Origin of the sequence: Brevibacillus sp. BC25 (assembly GCF_000282075.1) — a bacterium.
Taxonomy (GTDB): domain Bacteria; phylum Bacillota; class Bacilli; order Brevibacillales; family Brevibacillaceae; genus Brevibacillus.
The window spans coordinates 57,651-78,490 of sequence record NZ_AKIX01000082.1 but is presented as its reverse complement, the minus strand read 5'-3'; the positions used below and the strand labels follow the sequence as shown (position 1 = coordinate 78,490).

Genomic DNA, 20,840 nt, shown 5'->3' with positions numbered 1-20,840 from the left:
CGGCTACCACTTTTGCGTTTCCCCGCAAATCCCTTCGGAGCGGACAGTCTTAGCCCTCGGCAGGACGGAGCCTGGAGCCTAGACTGGAAATATTCTTCTCCTCACCGCAGCCACATACTTAGAAACTCCATAAAAAAACCGCTAATCTCATCTTTCTTAGATTAGCGGTTCTATGTATCGTGTTATGGCAGGCGCAATGTCTCCCCTGGCTTCAATGCCTTGCCTCTGATGTCTTTCTCAGCCAGCTCGGCTACGAATGCTTCCCCATCCTGTTTGATCGGCGGGAATGTATCGTAATGAATGGGCACAACAAAATCGGCTTGTACCCACTCGGCAGCCACGAGTGCATCCTCAGGTCCCATTGTGAACACATCTCCAATCGGCAGGAACGCCAAATCGATGTTATGACGCTCTCCGATCATCTTCATGTCACCGAACAGTCCTGTATCCCCTGCGTGATAGAGCGTTTTTCCACCCAGCTCGATCACAAAGCCCCCTGGCATTCCCATGTACACGATTTGTTTCTCATCATCCAGCACGACACCGGAGCTGTGGAACGCCTGTGTCATTTTCACTTTTCCAAATGGTAGTTTGACAGAGCCTCCCAGATTCATCGAGATGGTCTTGACTCCCTGCCAGCTCAAATAGGTAGCAAGCTCATGGGTTGCAACGATTGTCGCATCGTTTTTCTTGGCCAACTCTACCGCATCCAGAATATGATCTTGGTGTCCATGTGTCAGAAGGATGTATTGCACAGAGATGTCTTCCAGCTTGGTTGCTGCCACTGGGCTTCCTGAAATAAATGGATCAATCATGATCGAATGCCCTTCACTTGTTACCTGCACGGAAGAATGTCCGTGAAACCGAATATCCAACATAGTGGTACCCCCTCTATTAGCAGCGTTTTTTCAGTCCCTTTTATGTTACCATGCCGCAGGGTGTAAAGAATAGGAAAGGCCGTCGATCACTCGACAGCCTGAGAAACAAATCCTAATTTTCTACAATCAGTACCTAGCAATCGTCGCCGTCATGCTCTGTAACGGCAATAATTTTCGAATCACGAATAATGGTGCGACGATTACCATTGCGCTCTTCCAAAATAATGGTGGTCGATTTTACTTGTACCAGACGACCGAAAAAAGTACCTTCTACAGTGGCAACCCTAACATTTCTGCCTTCGAATTTTTTTACCTGATCTTTGAATGCCATGGTTAATCCCTCCTTCTCATGCATCCTATGAACATTTGGCATAGCCCTACTGAGCAAAAGCGGAGTCAAAGAGAAAATGTACTTGTACCCGTCCGTCATTTGTCCCCATTTTCAAAAACTTTGTCGTCTGGTGACAAATTGACGCCAAAACAGCCCTCCGTTTACGAACACTGTGAGATTTTGTCGTACGATTCCACAAGGAAAACCATTTTCACATACAGAAACGGTATAGCAAGAGATGAGCGGACTTTTGAAGAGGAGGGATTTCCATGGGAGAGGTTATCGAATTATTGGCACGGGAAAGAACATACAGTGGCAAAGATGTTGCGGGTCTGTTAGGTATTGGGGCGAGCACCTTGCGCAAGTGGAGCATGCTCTTAGAACAGCACGGCTACTGGTTTTTACGGGATAGTCAGAATCGTCGGGAGTACAGGCAGGTAGATATTACGTGTCTTCAGCGGTTCTATAGCTTAACCAAGGATCAACTCATTCCGCAAGATGAAGCTGCCCGAATGGTTGCTACGCAAAGCTCACCTGAACCTGCCCGAAAGGAAACGGCCGTTGCGGTTGCATTCCCCCCTGTTTCCTCACATCCGGCTTTGAACCATACTGCTGCCCTTGAAGAGCTGGATGAAAAGCTGTATGCCTTGGCTTCCCATGTCCAGCAACAAGACGCCGCGTACTTAGCGCTGTTAGCGCGTGTAGAAAAGCAGGAAACCTATATTACCAACAACCTGAAGGAACGTGATCGCCGCTTGACCAAGGCAATGAATGACATTATGGATGCCAAAATCGAGTTGGCAAAGATCAAGGACGCGAGTAGAAAAACTTCCTTTTGGCAAAAGCTGATTCGTCTGTACTAGTTATGTTGTCACTTGCTAGAATGAAAAAAGTTATCCCCTATTACACCATGGTGGAATAAGGAATAACTTTTTTAGTGTTTAAAAATTTTCGAATCAGTTAAAAACAGCCAGGGTCTTTTTACTTGTTGTCTTGAAACAACCCTTCTGGAATTTTAGCATCCCAATTTACAGGAAATTCCAACCGAAGCGCATGGGCTACTACGGCGGCAGTGTCCATGTTTCCTACCTCTGATAGCTCTGTACCAGGCGTGATGGAGCCACCTTTTGCCGCCCAGAAAATCGTCTGTTCTCCCGGTGAAGAACCCCCATGCCCTGTTCCTTTCCCACCGTGGTCAGTCGTAACGATAATCAGGCTATCCTCCATCAAGCCTTCCTCTTCAATTGCCTCGAGAATATTACCTACATACTCATCTGCTTTTTGGAGCTTCTTATAAAATGCCGGTGTGAAATAGCCATGATTGTGACCAGCCCCGTCCACTTCATCTAAATGAACGAAAATGTTACGAGTATTTTCACCCTCTTTTTTGATATAATTGACTACTTTTTTCGCAGTCTCTTCATCCGACCCGCTGTTTTGCTTGTAAGAACCTGCTGAATCTTCAATGATACCGATATTGATCGGGCTCCATGTAGCGAAGGAAGCTTGCTGGAGCTTAGGACGCTCTTGTTTCAACAGCTTCAAATAGGAAGGATACGCGTTTTTCTCCGGATAAGGAGTAGCCGCTACGATATCGTTTGTCAATTGATGCTTGTCAGGAGTGACGCCGTGCAGGATAGATCCCCAGTTTTGCGCACTGATCGTGGGCAGCTCTGCTTTGGCTTCAAATGTTCCTGCACCTTCTTCGATCAGTTTCAAGATATTCGTCGCTTTTGCTTCCGGATCTTTGACTGCATTCCCTGCACCATCGATGCCGATAACCACGACACGTCTGTAAAGGAAATCGTTCTCATAAGGAGACAGCTTTTCTTTCATCATCTCCACATCGGCTTTGTCCACTTTATTGTCATTGTTAATATCCGCGTGTTGCGCTTTTTCCCAACGCCAGTCACCAGCGCGGCTTCGCTGGTTTTTCAAGATGACGTTCAAATCTTCCTCGGTTAGGAGGCCGTCTCCCGATACGTCAATCGAATTCGTAACGGTTACTTCAGCTTTCGCCGTTTTGCCTCCATCGACAGTTTTCACTGTGATTTTTGCTTTGCCCGGCTTGCCTGCTATAACAGTTGGGCGTCCATTTACCATTTCGACCTTCGCGACCTCTTTGTTGTTGGAACTCCATCTGACATCCTGAACGGATGCTTCTTTCGGGGAGATCACAATTGTAACTGGCATCGTGGCTCCAGCTTTCAATTCGAGCTCCTTCTGATCCAATGAAACGCTCTTCACTCGAATTTTCGGAGCACTTGCGTAACTATCAGCTACTTCTTTATCTGTAACGGTGCGACTCAGAATCTGCAACTGGTCCAACTGCACGTCATAGCGGCTTCCAAAATGGTTTCCAGCGCCATCTACTCCAATCTTGGTAGTGAAGCTAGTGTCGATTGTTCCCTTGGATTGGCTGATATCGATTGTTTTTGCTACTTTACCGTCGACGTAGATCGTTGCCAGTTCATCCCGATCATGAGAAACGACGACATAGTGCCATGCATTATCCGCAATGTTTGGAATCGTTGCATCGAGACGGGGGCTATCGGATGTGCGCCAATTCCACTTTAACGTAGAACCTTGCAATCCGATAAACCACCCCACGTTACCACCACTTGACCAGTTTTTATTGGAGATAATGCCAGGATCAGCATCAACGCCAGGAGATTTCACCCAGAAGGCAATGGTGAAATCTTGTGTTTCCCCAAACTTCATCTCGTCATTTTCACCTAAATCTATCCAGGTTGCATTGTCTTTTGAAGTTGACTGGAAATGAATGGATTTCCCCAATCCTACACGTCCTTCCACGAACGTTGGTGTTCCGGACACTTGCACAGGATGGTGAGATTCTGAGCTATCCTCTATGCTATTCTCAAACAGGAAACGATAGAGTTGCTTTTCAGATGAGAGTTCTTTCGCCGCCTCTGCCGCCGCATAAACTGACGAATTCAGAAATGGAGCTTGTACGATGACTCCACCGGTAACGAGAGTTGTAGCTGTTAAAAGGGCAGCAAGTCCTTTTTGGTTCAGAATTTTTTTCATGGTGTCTCTCCTCCTCGGATCTCAATTCATTTTCTTTTCATCGCCTTGATTTGCTTCATCACTTGTTTACGTAATGATCAAGCCTCCCTGTTCTGCCCCGATCCCTAACACTTAGAAAGAATTCAGGTCTGTTTGCATTCATTTTATAGCTACAGTGTTGAGGGTTTATTAAAATCAAAAGAAAAAACAATGAATTACAAATTAAATACACAGTTTTACAACCACAAACACAACCAAACACACATTACGTACCACAACCTGAGTCCCAGATTAGTGGGCTCTTTTGGGAGATAAACGCAAAAAAGCAGCTTGCCACATTGACAAGCTGCCTTACTTTTGGATTATGAATGGAGAATGATCGCTACCATTTTCATTTTGCCTATTCCATCACGATTTTTCTCGCCGCGTTGACGAACATTTTTACGCCGACTTCGAGCGCATCCTCGTCGATCGTAAAGCGTGGATGGTGGTGCGGATATGTGATGCCTTTTTCTTTGTTTCCGGCAGCGACGTAGAAGAAGCAGCCTGGCGCTTTTTGCTGGAAGGCGGAGAAATCCTCGCCACCCATGGTTGGACGCATATGCTCTACCCATTCTGCTCCCAATGATTCTTCGACGACCTCTTCCATCAATTTCGTCACTTCGGCATCGTTGATAACCGGGCGATAGCCAAATTCGTACTTGAACTTGTACCCCGCGCCATGTGCTTCTGTAATGCCTTTGATCACGCGTTCCATGAGTCCTGGAACGGACTCGCGCAGATTTTTGTCAAAGCTGCGGACTGTCCCGCAAATCTCTACAGCACCCGGAATGACGTTATGTGTCGTTCCCCCCACAAATTGTGTGACAGAGAGAACCAGATTATCGAGCGGATCCGCATTGCGGGATACGACGTGCTGGAGATTGGTCACCACTTGTGCCGCAATCGCGATGCTGTCGATCGTTTCATGCGGGAGCGCCGCATGTCCGCCTTTTCCAAGAACGGTGATCCAGAATGTATCTGGAGCTGCCATCATTGGACCTGGGCAGATACCCACTGTCCCAAATTCCATCGTCGACCACAGATGCGTACCAATCACCATATCTACGCCGTCCATGACACCTGCCTGAACCATTTCCTCCGCTCCGCCTGGGTATACTTCCTCCGCGTGCTGAAAGAAGAAACGAACCTCTCCCTTGATCTGATCCTTCATCCCGGACAGCAGCTTTGCCGTTCCGAGCAGCATGGAAGTATGTCCGTCGTGTCCGCACGCATGCATGACGCCAGGATTTTTCGATACGAATTCAAACGTATTCTCTTCCGTAATCGGCAATGCGTCCATGTCAGCGCGCATGGCGAGCACTTTCCCAGGCTGGGAACCGATCAATCTGGCCATCACACTGTTTTTCGTCGGTCTGGACACTTCCAGATTTCCAAAGGTAAGCAGTGTCTCGTATACAAACTGAGCTGTTTTTTCTTCATGGAAGGATAATTCAGGGTTCTCGTGCAAATACCGTCTCCACGCGATTACCTGATCCTTGATGTCTTCGACCGCCTTATTAAGCGTTACCACTGCCGTTGCTGTCATGCCGCTCTCCTCCTGATTTACGTGGCTCCCCCACTTACTATCTCTTAGTCCTATTTTGCTAAGGATAAAACGGTGCGGTAGAGTACTTGCGCTCCGTTCGCACAATCCTCTTTTGTCGTGAACTCAGCCGGGTTGTGGCTAATGCCATCCTTGGATCGAGCGAAAATCATACCAACCGGGCACAGCTCAACTAGCTGCATGCAATCATGCCCTGCCCCACTCGGCAGTCTAAATGCTTCCAAGCCTTCTGCCTCACACGCTTCGGCTACAGCATTCTGGATATCGTCCGAGCATACAGCAGGAGCTATGCGTTGCAGCAGCTCTACTTTCAACGTCACATTGCGCTCAGCACAGATCGCTTTTGCCCGTTCGTAAATGCGCTGTTCCACTTCATCGCGGATTGCTTCGTCCACGTCGCGCAAGTCAAGCGAAAACTCCACTCGTCCAGGAATGACATTCACTCCGCCTGGGAAAGCTTGCAGCCGTCCAACCGTCCCTACGCTGGTTCCTGTCCGTCCGGCTTCTTCCTCGATGGCAAGCATCACTTGAGCGGCGGCTGCCATCGGATCACGGCGCAAATTCATCGGCGTTGCCCCGGCATGACCGGCTTCTCCCTCTAGCACGAAATTCAACCAGAGCGGGCCCGCCACTCCTGTCACGATCCCGACAGATAGCCCACGGCTCTCCAGTACCTTGCCTTGCTCGATATGTAGCTCCACATACGCTTTCACACTTCCGGGAGTTCTCGCGGCGAGACTGGTGCGGTCCGGATCAAGCCCCGTTTGCCGCATTGCTTCAGCAATCGTGACCCCATTCTTGTCTGCTTGTTCCAGCTCGTCACGCTTGATCAGACCCGCGATACCGCGACTGCCGATCATCCCGTAACCAAAACGCGTTCCTTCTTCATCCGTGAACGCGATGACTTCGATCGGATGCTCTGTTTCGATCCCCTGTTCCTGCATCGTCTGTAAAACTTCTACGCCAGCCAGTACGCCAAGTGGACCGTCATAATCGCCGCCATTTGGTACGGAGTCGATATGCGAGCCAACCAAAACGACAGGAGCGGCCGGATTTTTCCCTTCTTTTCGCCCAATCAAGTTCCCAACCTCATCTTCGCGAACGGTGAGACCTGCTTCCTTCATAAAGCCTGTGACGAGATCTTTTGCCGCCCGTTCCTCAGGCGTAAAAGACAACCGCGTGATGCCGCCCGCCTCTTGCTTCCCAATGTTGCCAAGCTGTCCCAATCGATCCCACAATCGATCCGAATTGATCATGACGCGCCACTCCTCCTTCTATGTAGAGCCAATAACGGTTGATTAACGGTTATGTCCTTAATTGTATAATAGTCTGTCTATTTTGAAAAGGCGACAGCCATGGACTCCAAGATAAAGTCCTAGACTGCCGCCGCCATTCATTCCGCATGGCAAATCCATCCCCCAAAAAGTCCCGTAGAATGAAACCTGCCAATATTCGTAAAGCCAGCTTCTCTCAATAGCTGTTCGATTTTAGATTCAGATATAAAAGAAGCTTTTGTTAGGATGGTATTACCCATCTCTTCTACTTTCGCTGATTCATATCCCACATCCAAAAAAAAGCTTTTCCATATGTTTAATCTGTTTCGAAGTTCGGCATCATAGAGGTCTCCGTACGCACTCACGAGTACGAAGGGAGCCCCCGGTTTCAAATGCTTCTTAATGGCCCTGAGCAGCTTCAGCTTCTCTTGTTCATCATGAATGAAGTGCAGAACCAAGATACAACTCGCCGCATCGTACTTCGAGTCTGAATGACGAACATCGTCAATCGTTCCCTGAATGAGTTGGACGCGGCTTTCCAAACCCAGTTGAACGGCTTTATTTTTCGCCATTGCAAGCATCTCGGCAGAAGGATCGACTCCGGTGAACGTCCATTTCGAGTTGTACGGTCCCCATGCAGAAAGTTCATTTCCCCCGCCCGCACCAACGACGAGCAATGATGCCGCTTTTTCATCCAATTGAGCTCGAAAATAGGATTGGACCATCGTGAATATAAGATCATAGGTGGGAATCGAGATTCGCGTGTTAGCATCGTACGCAAGAACCATTTTGGAGTTGAATGTAATTTCTTCTTTCATAAGTAACCTCCATTGTTTCATTACGAGATACACGAAAAGCATTTCATTACGGGATCTTTATAGATATATAATATCTGTAATTTTCGAAAGAATTAGCGCTGTTCTAGACAATTACAAGGACTCCGTTAGCGCCTGAAGCCGACTTGTTCAGCCCTACTTTTACTAGTTTCATAAAGATTCTCGAAAGTGTCTGGGGATACGCCCATATCAGAGACTTTAGATATCCATAATAACCATCTCGGTACAACCTGTCAAGAAGCACCACAGACTCCAACATTCTTCTTCATTTTCCTTATGGAGATTTTCCTCCAATGCTTCCGCGGCAGTTTGCCTAATATATTCAGTAGGCGAATGTAAGTACGTCTCAATCACCCAATCTGAGATGTAGATCTTCCCTTCTATTTAGGAATAATCTTTCCAGATAGGTAACGTCGATCATGTTAACCTCCTATCAACCTTACTTAATTCCATTTCCAAATGCCGGATCGTCTCTACTCGGTCCTGTTCCTCTTGCTCATCAAACAAGAGCTGCTCTAGTAGTTCACATATATCTTCCAACCTACGTCGGATTTGATAGAATTCCAGCGCTTGTCGATTAACCACATAATTTGTATGTGTCTTCAAATAAGTAGCCATAAACTCCTCAAAAAAAGACTGATCTACCAAAAACATCAGATCGGCTTCAACCGGAGCCAGCTTCAATCCTTCCCAGTCTATGAGAATGAGCTGCTGACCAGATTGCATCAGGTTCCAGTTGTGAATGTCCGTATGGCAAAGCTTCATTTTTACCTCACTGCCTCGCAATTCCTCGGCAATCATCTCCAAATCATTCATGCGAGTAGCCAGTATGCTGGCAAAAAGTTTGATGATTTCACTCACATCATCCGGCAGGCTGTGGATATTTTCGTTCAGCATTTCTCTAAACTGCTCGGCAAATGGGATACGGAAGTCTTCCTTGATTGCAGCCGTACTGACCGGGATTTCTTCCCCGTATAAATGCAACTCCGCTATGATTTCTGCTAGCTGGCCAACTTGCATCGAGTTTAACACTTGGCTCCCAATGGTTTTCCCCTCAATATATGCAAACAGTTGATAGATGCCCATGTCGTCTTCATGTTTATATGCTGCGTTTCTAGTCAGTAGCGGAACTGGAAGTTTGCCTTGTAGTCTAGTCTGACGTGATAGCCACTGGATAATGGGAACATACTTATCGATCAGTGCTGTCCACTTGGGCGTAGATGCTCTGCTTTTTTCATAGACCTTCAAGAAATAGGACTGCTGGTCGCTGTTGACTTTATAAGCAAGCGCCGACCATCCTCCTTGTTGAGGGAAAACATCGCTAGCGTCTATATCATAGTGGTGTCTCAATATGGTTTTGAAATGATCCATGAGGTACTCCTTTCTAACTTCATATACACACGGTTAACCACCAACATACAAAAAATTGCCTTGCCCCACAATAGGAGCAAAGCAATTTTTCAAATAGTACGACAAGTATTTCGTGTCACAAAATACTTTATTTGATTATTGCACTCCAATTGCATCATACGCATCTCTTACAGATTCTACTTGTTGGGAATTAGCACCGAAAAGAACTGTTGCGGATTGAATAGCTGCTTGTCGCATAGCGGAGAAATTAGAGTTTGGATTGAGGTAGTTTGTTAGGGCGTAGTAGTAGATTTTTGCTGTGTCATTGCGACCAATGCCTGTGACCGTTACACCGTGGTGTGAACCACCCTCTGCGAGGAGATATGCCGCTTTGTTGTTGATACCGCTGTTAATGTGCACGCCTCCGTTGTCATTTGGACCCGTGTAGCGATCGCTATAGTGGTCAGGATCGCCAGCCACTGTCGGATCTTCGAGAGAGCGCAGTGCGTCTCCAGGCGTTCCTGGTGTGTATACATCTTCACCCATCAGCCAATCATCGTCGTCAATCATTGCCCCGAAGATGTCAGAGATGGATTCATTTAAAGCACCAGACTCATTTTGATAGATCAGATTGGCTGTTTTTTCTGTAACGGCATGTGTTAATTCATGTGCGACGACATCCAAGCCAGCAGACAATGGGCGGAATACGCTGCCATCTCCATCCCCGTATACCATTTGCACGCCGTTCCAGAATGCGTTGTTGTAGTTGCTACCGTAATGGACAGTAGAAATCATTTTCGCACCATTGTTGTCATAGCTGTTGCGGTTATGTGCGTTTTTGTAGTAATCGTAGGTTTTCTGTGCATAGGCATGGGCGTCTACAAGTGCACCATCTGTCCATTTGTTATCAGTATCAGAGCCAAGAGTGCCTGGGAGGGTATATCTGTTCCGTGCATTGTACGTCTCAATTCCCTTACCGCGCGTCGTATCTTTCGCCGTGTAGTTTGTATTGCTTACTTTCGTTACTTCGAAGGACTTAGAGTCACCAAGTACCCCTGTACCAGTCCCTGTAATCTCATGGAGCATATTGTATTTGTTGATCACGTCACCAGAATTTGCATCGATGAAATACTTCCAACGCCCTGGCTGCGGATCGAGGAAATTCAGCTCCACTTCGTAAGCCAAATACGATTCATCTTCGTGGATGTAGATATAGAGGTTCCCTTTTGGCTTCACCTCGAACTTCTCCACTTCTTTGTCAATCTCATCTTCCAAATCCTTGATGGCCTCTTTGACTGCCTTATCTGCCTTCAGTTTTGGTTTTTTCGTCAGCTTATCATTGTTTGACAGGTCAGGCGCGTAGTTTCCGAGGAATGCCGTTACATTTCCATCCTCGTTTACGTGAATCGTCTGCTGATACCCATAGACCGGGATGCCCTCGTACATTTCTTGTACGCGGTAGTGAGTCATGTCTGTCTCTTTGTCTGTCACTTCATCTAGCACTTTAAAGTGATCTTTCACATCTCCATCAATGCGGAAGGAGTCTTGGTGCTGCTCCAGGAATCCCCAAACTTTGTCTTCGCCATCCAGATCTTCTGCCTCGAACTCTTCTCCGATAAATTCGGGGGTATCCCACTCAGCGCTATAGACGATGCTTTCGGATTCTGCCTGCGCAGCAAGCGGCAGGAAGGTAGAAGTACCTAATGCGAAGCTGAGTGTTACTGCAAAAACCGATTTTTTCATACTTGTTAACTCCTCCTTGGAAAATATTGTTTTTTATGTAAGTTCATAGTTGTTTACATCTCTTATTATTTGTCATAAATGTGAATTTGAGAACAATTTTTTAACGACAAAAAAATCATTTCCCGAAAGAAATGATTAATTGGTAAATTTATTACAATTGCGATTGCCATACGATCCGATACACCTTTCGCGGTCTGCCCCGCGGGTGTGGGTTTTCTTCTCTGATCACCTGCGCTAGTCCCTTTGACTCCAGTTCAATCAGGATTCGTCTGGCGCTTCGTGGCAGAATTTGTAGATATGAAGCTAATTCTGTCGCATGAATTTCCTGAGAGCCTCGCTTTTTGAGTACGGAGTAAAGCTTGGCGAGCGTCATGACACTTAAAGAGGTAAGCTGGCTGAGCTCTTGCAGCTTTTCTGAGTCGTACCGATAGGTGATCTGTTCATCACGACCAAGCGGTCCTACGACGCTTTTGTCATCAAAGAAGACCATCCAGTTGCCTGTCCCGCGCTCTTTGGCGTGCAGCAAAGCCGCGCCACCGTGGATTTCTGCTTCATAAGCGGTCTTGCCGATCCCAATTCCGCACGTCACCAGATCAGAGCGAATGCCAAACAGCTCTTCCAAATCCGGCATGGTCGTATAGTCACTGGTCACTTCTTGCAGGTTCCCCCGCGTTGTAAAAATGACGTAGCGTCCGGGACCTGCTGTCTTCAGTGAGCCTTGCAAATGCTTCGCGTAGCGCAATAGCTTTTCCATCGTCTTGATCTCGGCATTTTGCCATTCATCCGTGGAAAAGTTGCCACCGGCAAGCTCGCGAAATGGATCGATCTCCATCATCTGCACGGCAATTTGGGTATCTTTGAAGTGAAGCATTTCGTGCGTACGCAAAAGCATGTGAATTACCGAAATCACGCCTGCACGTGTCGGTACGACCCGATGTACAGGGACACCTCTCCGTGCCAGCTCTACATCTGCTGTCCGCAAGCAGGTGACAGCCACCTTTGTCTTGCCTGCCCTCCAAAGCTGTTCGTGGTAATCGGCCAGTTCATCGGCTGAGATCGCTCCCTCGTAATGCTTGAGCCATTTGTAGCCACCAGCGATGCCCGCTTCGTCCATAAAATGCTCCAGTTCTTCTGGTGAAAATGTATCAAAGCTCACTTCATCCACCCGGATTCCCAATTGATGGGACAGATGAAGCAAGGTTCTGTACAAGCTCGCACCGAGATGAGGCACATAAGCCATCGGCACTTGGACCTTGCCTGACTCGCTCACCATGGCATAAGGGACCTGTCCAGAGAAAAGCCACATATCCACCTCATCCACATGCGGCAAGATCAGTTCGAGGATTTCTTCTTCTTTCCAATAAACAATCGGCAAGTATTCAATTTCGGGAAACTCTCGCATGACTGATTCGATGATGGCAAGTGAATCATCCGCGCCTATTACGCCTAGTCGCAGCTTCAACAAAATTCCCTCTTTCACACCAATCTCTTCCTACTCGTGGACTGCTTCTGTGATCCATAAACGACTTTTTGAACACCCTTTACTAGGATATCATACTCCTTTTCTTTTTCTCATCGGGGGATCACTTTACCTGCTACCTCCCCAACCCGGTGTGCCACGTACAAAACAGGTATGATCAACAAGCTGAACGGCAACGTGCTCCATAGCAACGACCACGTCACAAGCCCAGCCTCTAGCAATCGATCATACGTGTACAAACTATACGGTAAAACCAATGCCACAGCCGTCACGACACCAGGTGTATACATGCGAAGGACAACTGCATGACCAACATGCATGAACACATGGAGAAACATCACGTGCAAACAAACCAGAAAAAACGGGAGGTACGTTCCAGCCGAAAGTGTCGTGACCGTCAGGATGACCGCTGCCGATAAAACCGCGAAAACACAAGAGACTGCGACCGCAAATTGCGCCGTGTTCATCGAAAGTGAAGGCTCTATTATCTTCATAAGCCGTTCTGGCACAGTCTGTCTAATGATGTCTTTTTTTGCTCGCACCCAACCTTCTACCATCACGATCTCCTCGAAATCATGAAACATGAAAACGACCAAAAACAGCCAAATCAGATGGGACAGCTCCAGCATACAAGCACCCTCTTCCTATTCGTTTGCCTGCAAAATTCCATATGCCAAAAAAGATACCGCGTCGTCTGCAAGCTGCTCCGCTGTTTTCTCACCCGTCAGCAAATACCGCGTCGTCATACGGTCTACGACTGCGATCATTGCCTCTGCCGTCACATCCACAGACAACTCAACACGGACGTGCCCGGCAGTCTGATTTTGTCGCAAGTTGACAGCAACAATTGAAGCCAGCTTACGAAGCAGTTCTTCGCCCTCTTCTGCCTGATATAGCACGATCCGGGTCAAGTCAGGCTGCTCCTGAAAAAATCGGAACAAAACGAGCAGATTCTCCCGTACCTGATGGAAAACATCTGCGTTCGTCAAGGCCGTTACCTTTTGACCGCTATCCGCCAATTCCCATAGCTTGGTGACGAATGTGTCCGTCAACTGCTGGTACAAGCCTTCCTTGCTGTCGAAATACTGGTAAAACGACGCCTGTGTCAGGCCTGCTGCTTTCACGATGTCACTCACCCGTGTACGATGAAAGCCTTTTGCTGCGAACTCAGAAGCTGCCGCCGCAAGCAACCGACTGCGACTCAACTCCCCTTTCGACAATTTGTCATTGGTCATTTTCTCACCCCAAAAGTAACTCATCAGTTATATAACTATTGAGTTATTTTTACAACTTTTGGATTTTCTTGTCAAGACCTACTTGCTTTTTTATTCCACTCTATGTAAAATGTTTGCTCAAAGGGTATCATTTGATGGCAATGAGGAAGAAGAGTAGTCATTTTTCGAGACTTCAGAGAGCTGATGGTTGGTGCGAATCAGTGTTAAGGAAATGATGAATGGGCTTCCGAGCTCCAAACCGAACCCGCTCTCATGGCGGCAGTAGGCTTTGGCGTTACGTCCGTACGTTACAATGGACACCGTATCAAGCTGTTTTACACAGAACGGTACGGATCAAAGAGATTTTGCGTATGGATGATTCCTTGCGTGAAATAACAAGGGTGGCACCACGGTTCATTCGTCCCTGTCCAGGGCGGATGGACCTTTTTGTATTTAATTCGGACATTCATATTTCACGATTGAAAGGAGCAGCTTTCCCATGAAAACCATCTTTTCCGGCATTCAACCGAGCGGCATTATGACACTCGGCAACTACTTGGGCGCAATGAAGCACTTCGTTCCGCTTCAAGATCAGTTCAACTGCTTTTACTGCATCGTAGACCAGCATGCGATCACGGTTCCACAGGAGCCTGCTGTCCTGCGCGAAAACATCCGTCGTCTCGCAGCTCTCTATTTGTCCGTTGGCCTTGATCCGAACAAAATGACGCTATTCGTCCAATCGGAAGTACCGGCCCATGCCAAGCTCGGCTGGATCATGCTGTGTACCTCTTACTTGGGTGAATTGGAGCGCATGACCCAATTCAAGGACAAATCCGATGGACGCGGCGAATCCATTCCAGGCGGTCTGCTGGCTTATCCTCCATTGATGGCTGCTGATATTTTGCTGTACGGCACTGATTTCGTCCCTGTCGGCGAGGACCAAAAGCAGCATCTGGAGCTGACTCGTGATTTAGCCGCTCGTTTTAACAACCGTTATGGCGACATTTTCACCATTCCAGAGGTTCGCCTGCCGGAGACTGGTGCACGCATCATGTCCCTTGCTGAAGGCACCAAGAAAATGAGCAAATCCGATCCAAACCAAGGCGCCTTCATCTCCATGCTGGATGATGCGGACACCATCACGAAAAAAATCAAGCGCGCGCAAACGGATTCCGACAGCATTGTGCGTTATGACAAAGCTGAAAAGCCTGCTGTCTCTAACCTCATGACCATCTACTCCCTCTGCTCCGGAAAAACACTGGATGAGATCGAAGCGATGTACGAGGGCAAGGGCTACGGCGCATTCAAAACCGAGCTGGCAGAAGTTGTCGTAGAAACACTCCGTCCGATTCAAGAACGCTTCGAGCAGCTGTTCCACTCCTCTGAGCTGGATGATATCCTGACTGCCGGGGCAGACAAAGCGAATAAGGTCGCGAACGAGATGCTGCACAAGGTTGAAAAAGTGATGGGGATGGCACGTATCTAATCCATTTCCACAACAAAAAACGGGCTGGGAAGCTATCTCCCAACCCGTTTTCTTTTCGTCAATTGCTCTTAACCGTGACAGTTACCTTCGCTGTCTTGCCAGCGTAGCTGATCGTGATGGTCACTCTTGTTCTTGGTTTGGCATCATCCAAGACAAGAATACGCCCCGTCTCATCAACCTCTACCTGTTCGGGCTTGCTGGATGTGAACTCGATACCCTCCGCTTCGGTAACGTCTTCTTCCGCATCATTACCGAGAATCGCCATCACCTTGAGCTGTGCTTCCTCGCCCTGGGCTAGCTTGAGCGATTTCGGATCGATCTCGATTCTTTTCAGGGCACTCTCACCGACGACATAAGTGGCCGCCGTCGCTACGGTAAAGCTCCCCAGATCGTCTTCTTTCGTCACCTGGATCGCTTTTCCCTTAAGTCCAATAGCTGCTCTCCACATATTGCTCCGGTACGAATACGCCTGGAGCTTTTCGCTTGCGTCATCGGCGACTGGCAGACCAAGTGTAAAGCCTGTCTTGCCGAGATTTGTCACTTTTTTGCCGTTGCTCCACACTTGCAATTGATAGGCTTCGCCAGGGTTCGGTACACCTTTCCACCCGTCCCCATTTGCTTCCGTCAGGGAGAGGGCAAACTCTCTTGCACGCTGAGCGGAAAAGTATGCGCTAGGCACCTCTACCCATGCTTCGCTGTCCAAGGTTACGCGAATGCCTACCTCTTTTTCCTTCAATTGTTCTACCAGCTTCTGTTCCAGGGTCACTGTCCGATCAGCTGATTCTCCCTTGCGAGAACGCGTGTCGCTCGCATCGTCATCGCTTTCTTCCACTTGAATGAACAGCACCGGAGCAAAGCCAATCTTGTCTTTCACTGCTTCGATTGCCTTCATGAATTCCCCGAGTACGTCTAGAAGTTCATCTACTTGTTCGTCATCTGCCTTGATCTCATCCCCATCTTCAATGACGACAGTGCCAAGCTTTTTCAAAAGCTCTTCTGCCAGTGTACGAACATGCTTGGCTACCTCTTTGGAAATATCCTTTTCATCGAGCGGCTCCAGCGCTGTTTTCGCCAAGCTCGTCAAGGAGGCAAGTGCCAGGCGGGCAATCTCTTCATCTTTGATGCCCTTTTCTGTAAGCGGGTCAAATGCTTTGTCCAAAAAGCTCTTCGTCACATCTTGGAGTGTCTCTTCATTGATGGTTCCTCGCTCAGCCTGCTCGGCCACTGCCTCGAGTACAGTCGTGATCGTATCGGTGACTGTCTCCCATTTCTCAGTCGGCGTCCATTGCTCGGCATCCAGAAGTTTTTCCAGATGGCTGAGTACTTGATCCACCTGTCCTAAAATGGCGTTCTCCTCGCTACTTGCGGAGATGACTTGAGCTGCTTGCTTGTTCAACTCTCGTTGCGAGTCTGGTGTCGGTGTTCTGTCCGGTGGTGTAACTGGCGGTGGTGAGTCCGGCTTGGCTGGAACCTGCACGGTCAATGCTTTGGTCACTGCTGTCGATTGGTCGGATGTTCGTGTGACCTCCAAAATCAGGTCTACATTCGTCTGGCGATTTGGAGGCGTAATTTTACCGTCCAGCGCAATGACTGCTGTATCACTAGACGACTTGATCGTGATGGTAAAGCCTGTAGGTACTTCTGGTAGCTTCAAGCGCGTCTCACCCGCTGCTGGCTGAGTAAGCTGCGTGATGCTTTCTGCCACTTCTTGTGCTGTTTTTTCGGGCGTGCCGTGATCCTTCAAGTCCAATTGTACAAGGACAGGATTATGATCACTCACACGTCCCACACTCTCGGTCAAGCCAGCGTTGATGTGAACGATATCAACCTTCGTGTCGTCCTTTAGATGGTTGCTGACCAAAATTTGATCCAAGACTTGAGAGTTCCCTTGGTACACGTACGTATACTGCTCACCCTTCGGCAGTTTCTCCACCATATTGGTCAAAACGCCATCTGCCAATTCCTTCACTGGATTCGAAAACGGGAAATCGTTGAGATCGCCCAGCACTACAACATTTGCTTTCGCTTCCGCCGCATGGATTTCTTTTACAAAGTTATTTAACACACGGGCAATTTTCATTCGTTGTACTTCACTCACCAGCTGTGGCGGCTGATCTTTTCCAAACAGCGCTTGATCCCCACCCTTGGAGTTGAAATGGTTGGCAATGACAATGACAGGCTCTCCTTGGAAAATGAATTCCGCTGCCAACGGCTTGCGGCTCGAAGCAAACGCCGCGTTTGTCGGATCTATCCGCCCTGGATTGTGTGACAAATGCGCTACACCATCTCGTGTCTCTATCTGCACCGCATCAGTCGCGCCTCCTGGCGTTCCTGCTGCCAGCTGTACCCGTTCTGGGTTGTAGAAGAACCCGACGCGAATGTTTCCTCCTGGCTGTCCACCATCCTGATTGTTCTGTGGTGCAATATCGGTGTATCGGTAAGTCGGGCCGTTTTTGTTTTCAATTGCTTTGATCAATGCGTCCGCAGACTGTGTAGCATCTGTTTGCCCATTGTCTGTTGGCCCATTGTCGTCCTGCATTTCCACCACACCGATAATATCCGGCCCCTTCATGTTGTCCACGATCGTCTCGGCGATGCGATTGATTTTGGCAGAATCGGTCTTTGCCGAGAAATTCTCGATGTTGTACGTAGCTATTGTCAGCTTATCGTCTTTTGGGGAAATACTCGTTACTGGCGGCTCATAATGACTTGCCTGTACCGTAAATGGTCTTGTATGGAACAGCTTGTAATTCGCAAATCCGTAGTCAATGATGCCTACCAGTGGTCCGTCAAATTTGTCGCCGACTTTTACCTCTCCGTCTATCTTTTCGAGTTTGTCAGATACCGTGATGCGTTCAGGATGAAAATCATTGGCCTCTAACACCACTCCGCCAGCTGGTGTACGCGGCTGACTCGGATGGGCTTGATCATCGATGACGACAAATTCCGTTGCACGTGGATTGGTAAACGTCTTGGTTTCGCCAACGACGATTGGATTGTCGATCTGCACCAGCATGCCTTCGAGACTTTCCCAGAAGTCGATGCCGTCTTGATCCGGATCGAATTTGCCAAGGCTATCGTTGTCGATGATCCCTTCCGGATATTTGTAATTGTCTTTGCCCAGGATGAGTGGGTCTGGGAGTGATTGGCCTGGCTTGACAACTGCGTACGAGATCGCATCAATTTGCGTCTGGGTGAGGTCTGTACCCGCTCTGTTCGATGGCACGTATTCCTTAACGGTTCCGCTGACGGTTACTTCATCGCCAGGGTTGACCGCTGCTTTTTGCTCATAAACGTAAATGCCTTCGGAAGTAAATGGATCTGCGTCCGGTTGCGGGTCTTGCATATAAAAGCCTTGTACATTGCTTCCGCTTCTGACGATAGCCGTTACGATTCCCGGAACATTATTCACCGTTCCATCGGCCATCTCTGATCGGTGCGACGTTCCTTGGATATCATGAATCCGAACGTTTTCTTTTTGAATCATGTAACGGAAGTTCGCTACATTGCTGTCTGTGTAACCATCCTTGACAGCCATGGCTGAAAGGGTCGTATCCGCGTCAATCTGGATCGGTCCTGTATACTTGATGCTTCCTCTGCTCGGCGTTGAACCATCTATCGTATAGAAGATCGTAGCGTCAGCCATCGTCGTTGAGAGCGTGACTTTTGTTCCTTTTGTCACCATAGGACCTGCTGGGCTCGCTGTGACCATGGGGACTTTATTCTCGTCCTCTACGAGATCAGCGATAGTGCGCGGCACCAGCTTGTATACATTGCGATCGTAGTTCACCACGCCTGTAATAGCTGCATAGCTTTTCCCCACAGGGAGCAGGAGTGTTTCAGCAGGACGCGACCCAAATGTACCGTGCTGATCCTCCAGCAAATAATTGTTGCTGCTCGATGCTGATTTGATAGTAACCACTTTCACAGTCACCAGCTTGCCTTCCAACGCTTCTCCTGTAGCAGCAGCAAAGTCGGTCGACATCACGATTTGCGGGTTAGGCACACCTGCTTGCTTTTGCACAATTTCCACGTTATTGGTGAGCGCTTCGAGTTGAGCCAGTCCATAATAATCACTCATTTTTCCGGTAGCTCGGATCTTGTCTCCCACTTCAATTTTGCCAGTCAGCCCTGGCGCACGAAGTACGAGTCCTGCCGTCTCATCTTGGAAATACACGTTGTTTTGTCCGCCCGCTTCAAACATCGCCGTCACCGTTCCGACGACAATTTCGTTCGTTCCTACCGGGGTGCTTCTCGCTTCAGCAATCGTAGTCGTACCTACGGCTGACTTGGTAACGCTAACTTCCGGGCTCTCAAACGACTTGCCATATTCCCCAGCTGTTTGCTGCGTTACGAGAATATGATCCAGCTGGTCGATGTTTGGAATCGTAAAAGAAAATGACCCATTTGCCTGTGCCGTTCCTGTTTCTTTGTTACTAAGCATCAGCGGTTGTTTTTGCGGATCGTATGCGCGCAGTATCGCATTCCCTGCTGCCGCACCTACTTCTCCTCGCAGCTCGCCCACACCGTTCAATGCTTGCAGGCTGACTTTTTCCTGGATCAAAGCTGTGCTGGCTACCGCTGGCCTCAGCTCAATACTCGCGCTTTCTTTCTTACTCCCTTCCGTTGCTGTGAGATAGACTCCCAGCGAATTTGGATCGGGATTTGTAAAAGTCAGCTCGATTAGTCCGGAAGCATCCGAATCTTGCTGTGCCAAAGGCGCGTCGCTACCTGTTCCTGTAGGCTGACTCGCATAAACCTTAATAGTCCGTCCTTGACCGACATAGCCGCGAATTGTTGCTTGGATAGGATCATTATGATCAAAAATAAGTTCTGTGGCATTCAGCTTTTCGGTCACATCTGTTGGTAGCGGCGGTTCTACTGGGCTTTGCGTGTTTTTCGGGGTAGGTTCCCCTGTGATAAAGTCGTTGCCATTGTTATTGGTATCCCAGCCATTTCCTCCGTTCGGCACAATACCGCTGGCGTCGCTAATGCGTTGGGCGCTGGTCGAGTTTGTAGTAGCTGGTGCAGGTGAACTGCCCTCGTATGTAGTTGCCGCACCAAATCCGACCATATCAACAACACCTGTTTGGGAGGAGACATCCGTCCCAGCTAAAGGCGTAGTATGGTTGACCAAGGCAACTTTTCCTTGAGTCCCAGACATCCCAATCGACCCGACGCCATCTGGCGGAGGGAGTTCAGCCGTCCCACCTGTTCCCGCTGCTTGCTGGACCAAATAGAAGCCATACGGAGCTATGCTTCCAGTCAAATCTGTCTTCTGCCAAGTCCCTCCCGTAGCAGAAGTATACTGCACAGACCAGCCTCCAACCGAAACAGCCGTGTCTGTCGGGTTATACAGTTCAATGAAGTCATTCTTGTACAGGGCACCAGAGTTCCCCCCACCCCCATACACCTCACTGATCACCACATGATCAGCCCGCGCGGCTTTTGCCTGTGGCATCCACCCGGTCGGTAAAACAGTTCCCATCATGACCGCGGCTATTAGCGCCAGCTTCGACAATCGGGAGGCAATTCCTCTTTTTTTCAACATTCTTGCATCATTCCTCCTCACATCATTGGGAAGTAACTACTATAAGATGGTAAACGTATAACCT

Annotated in this window: 14 protein-coding genes and 1 other annotated feature; of the genes, 2 read left to right on the top strand and 12 right to left on the bottom strand. The window is 48.4% G+C overall.

Features of this window, described 5'->3' with window-relative positions; all coding sequences use genetic code 11:
- Nucleotides 1-182: 182 nt before the first annotated feature.
- Nucleotides 183-878, bottom strand: coding sequence for a metal-dependent hydrolase (locus PMI05_RS21255; RefSeq protein WP_007726097.1), 696 nt, complete (start codon nt 876-878; stop codon nt 183-185).
- Between the two features lie 133 nt (nt 879-1,011).
- Entirely contained in the window at nt 1,012-1,209 is a 198-nt protein-coding gene (locus PMI05_RS21250; protein WP_007726095.1) for a hypothetical protein, read from the bottom strand.
- 269 nt (nt 1,210-1,478) lie between these two features.
- Between PMI05_RS21250 and PMI05_RS21245 the strand changes: the two genes are divergently transcribed.
- Entirely contained in the window at nt 1,479-2,072 is a 594-nt protein-coding gene (locus PMI05_RS21245; RefSeq protein WP_007726093.1) for a hypothetical protein, read from the top strand.
- Nucleotides 2,073-2,190: 118 nt separating this feature from the next.
- On the opposite strand, the gene PMI05_RS21240 is transcribed toward PMI05_RS21245, so the two are convergent.
- The 9 genes from PMI05_RS21240 to PMI05_RS21200 all read right to left on the bottom strand — a co-directional run bounded on the left by PMI05_RS21240 (nt 2,191) and on the right by PMI05_RS21200 (nt 13,760).
- Nucleotides 2,191-4,257 (bottom strand): alkaline phosphatase family protein, encoded by a 2,067-nt coding sequence (locus PMI05_RS21240; RefSeq protein WP_007726091.1) that lies wholly within the window; start codon nt 4,255-4,257, stop codon nt 2,191-2,193.
- A 379-nt stretch (nt 4,258-4,636) separates the two neighbouring features.
- Entirely contained in the window at nt 4,637-5,824 is a 1,188-nt protein-coding gene (locus PMI05_RS21235; RefSeq protein ID WP_007726089.1) for a M20 family metallopeptidase, read from the bottom strand.
- Nucleotides 5,825-5,874: 50 nt separating this feature from the next.
- Nucleotides 5,875-7,098, bottom strand: coding sequence for a Zn-dependent hydrolase (locus PMI05_RS21230; protein ID WP_007726087.1), 1,224 nt, complete (start codon nt 7,096-7,098; stop codon nt 5,875-5,877).
- Nucleotides 7,099-7,235: 137 nt separating this feature from the next.
- Nucleotides 7,236-7,934, bottom strand: coding sequence for a class I SAM-dependent methyltransferase (locus tag PMI05_RS21225; protein ID WP_007726086.1), 699 nt, complete (start codon nt 7,932-7,934; stop codon nt 7,236-7,238).
- Between the two features lie 435 nt (nt 7,935-8,369).
- Nucleotides 8,370-9,323 carry an aminoglycoside phosphotransferase family protein gene (locus PMI05_RS21220; protein WP_007726083.1) on the bottom strand — a complete coding sequence of 318 codons (954 nt, stop codon included), beginning with the start codon at nt 9,321-9,323 and terminating at the stop codon, nt 8,370-8,372.
- 135 nt (nt 9,324-9,458) lie between these two features.
- Entirely contained in the window at nt 9,459-11,045 is a 1,587-nt protein-coding gene (locus PMI05_RS21215; RefSeq protein ID WP_007726082.1) for a M4 family metallopeptidase, read from the bottom strand.
- Between the two features lie 151 nt (nt 11,046-11,196).
- Entirely contained in the window at nt 11,197-12,525 is a 1,329-nt protein-coding gene (locus PMI05_RS21210) for a hypothetical protein (RefSeq protein ID WP_007726080.1), read from the bottom strand.
- Between the two features lie 92 nt (nt 12,526-12,617).
- On the bottom strand, nt 12,618-13,154 hold the full coding sequence (locus PMI05_RS21205; protein WP_007726078.1) for an HXXEE domain-containing protein: 537 nt from the start codon (nt 13,152-13,154) through the stop codon (nt 12,618-12,620).
- A 15-nt stretch (nt 13,155-13,169) separates the two neighbouring features.
- Nucleotides 13,170-13,760, bottom strand: coding sequence for a TetR/AcrR family transcriptional regulator (locus PMI05_RS21200; protein WP_039961129.1), 591 nt, complete (start codon nt 13,758-13,760; stop codon nt 13,170-13,172).
- A gap of 131 nt (nt 13,761-13,891) precedes the next feature.
- Nucleotides 13,892-14,168 (top strand) — a binding site (T-box leader).
- Between the two features lie 70 nt (nt 14,169-14,238).
- Between PMI05_RS21200 and trpS the strand changes: the two genes are divergently transcribed.
- Entirely contained in the window at nt 14,239-15,225 is a 987-nt protein-coding gene (trpS, locus tag PMI05_RS21195) for a tryptophan--tRNA ligase (protein ID WP_007726073.1), read from the top strand.
- A 58-nt stretch (nt 15,226-15,283) separates the two neighbouring features.
- Here the strand turns inward: trpS and PMI05_RS21190 are convergent, their stop codons facing one another.
- Complete coding sequence (locus tag PMI05_RS21190; RefSeq protein ID WP_007726071.1) at nt 15,284-20,776, bottom strand: chitobiase/beta-hexosaminidase C-terminal domain-containing protein; 5,493 nt, start codon at nt 20,774-20,776, stop codon at nt 15,284-15,286.
- Between the last annotated feature and the right edge of the window lie 64 nt (nt 20,777-20,840).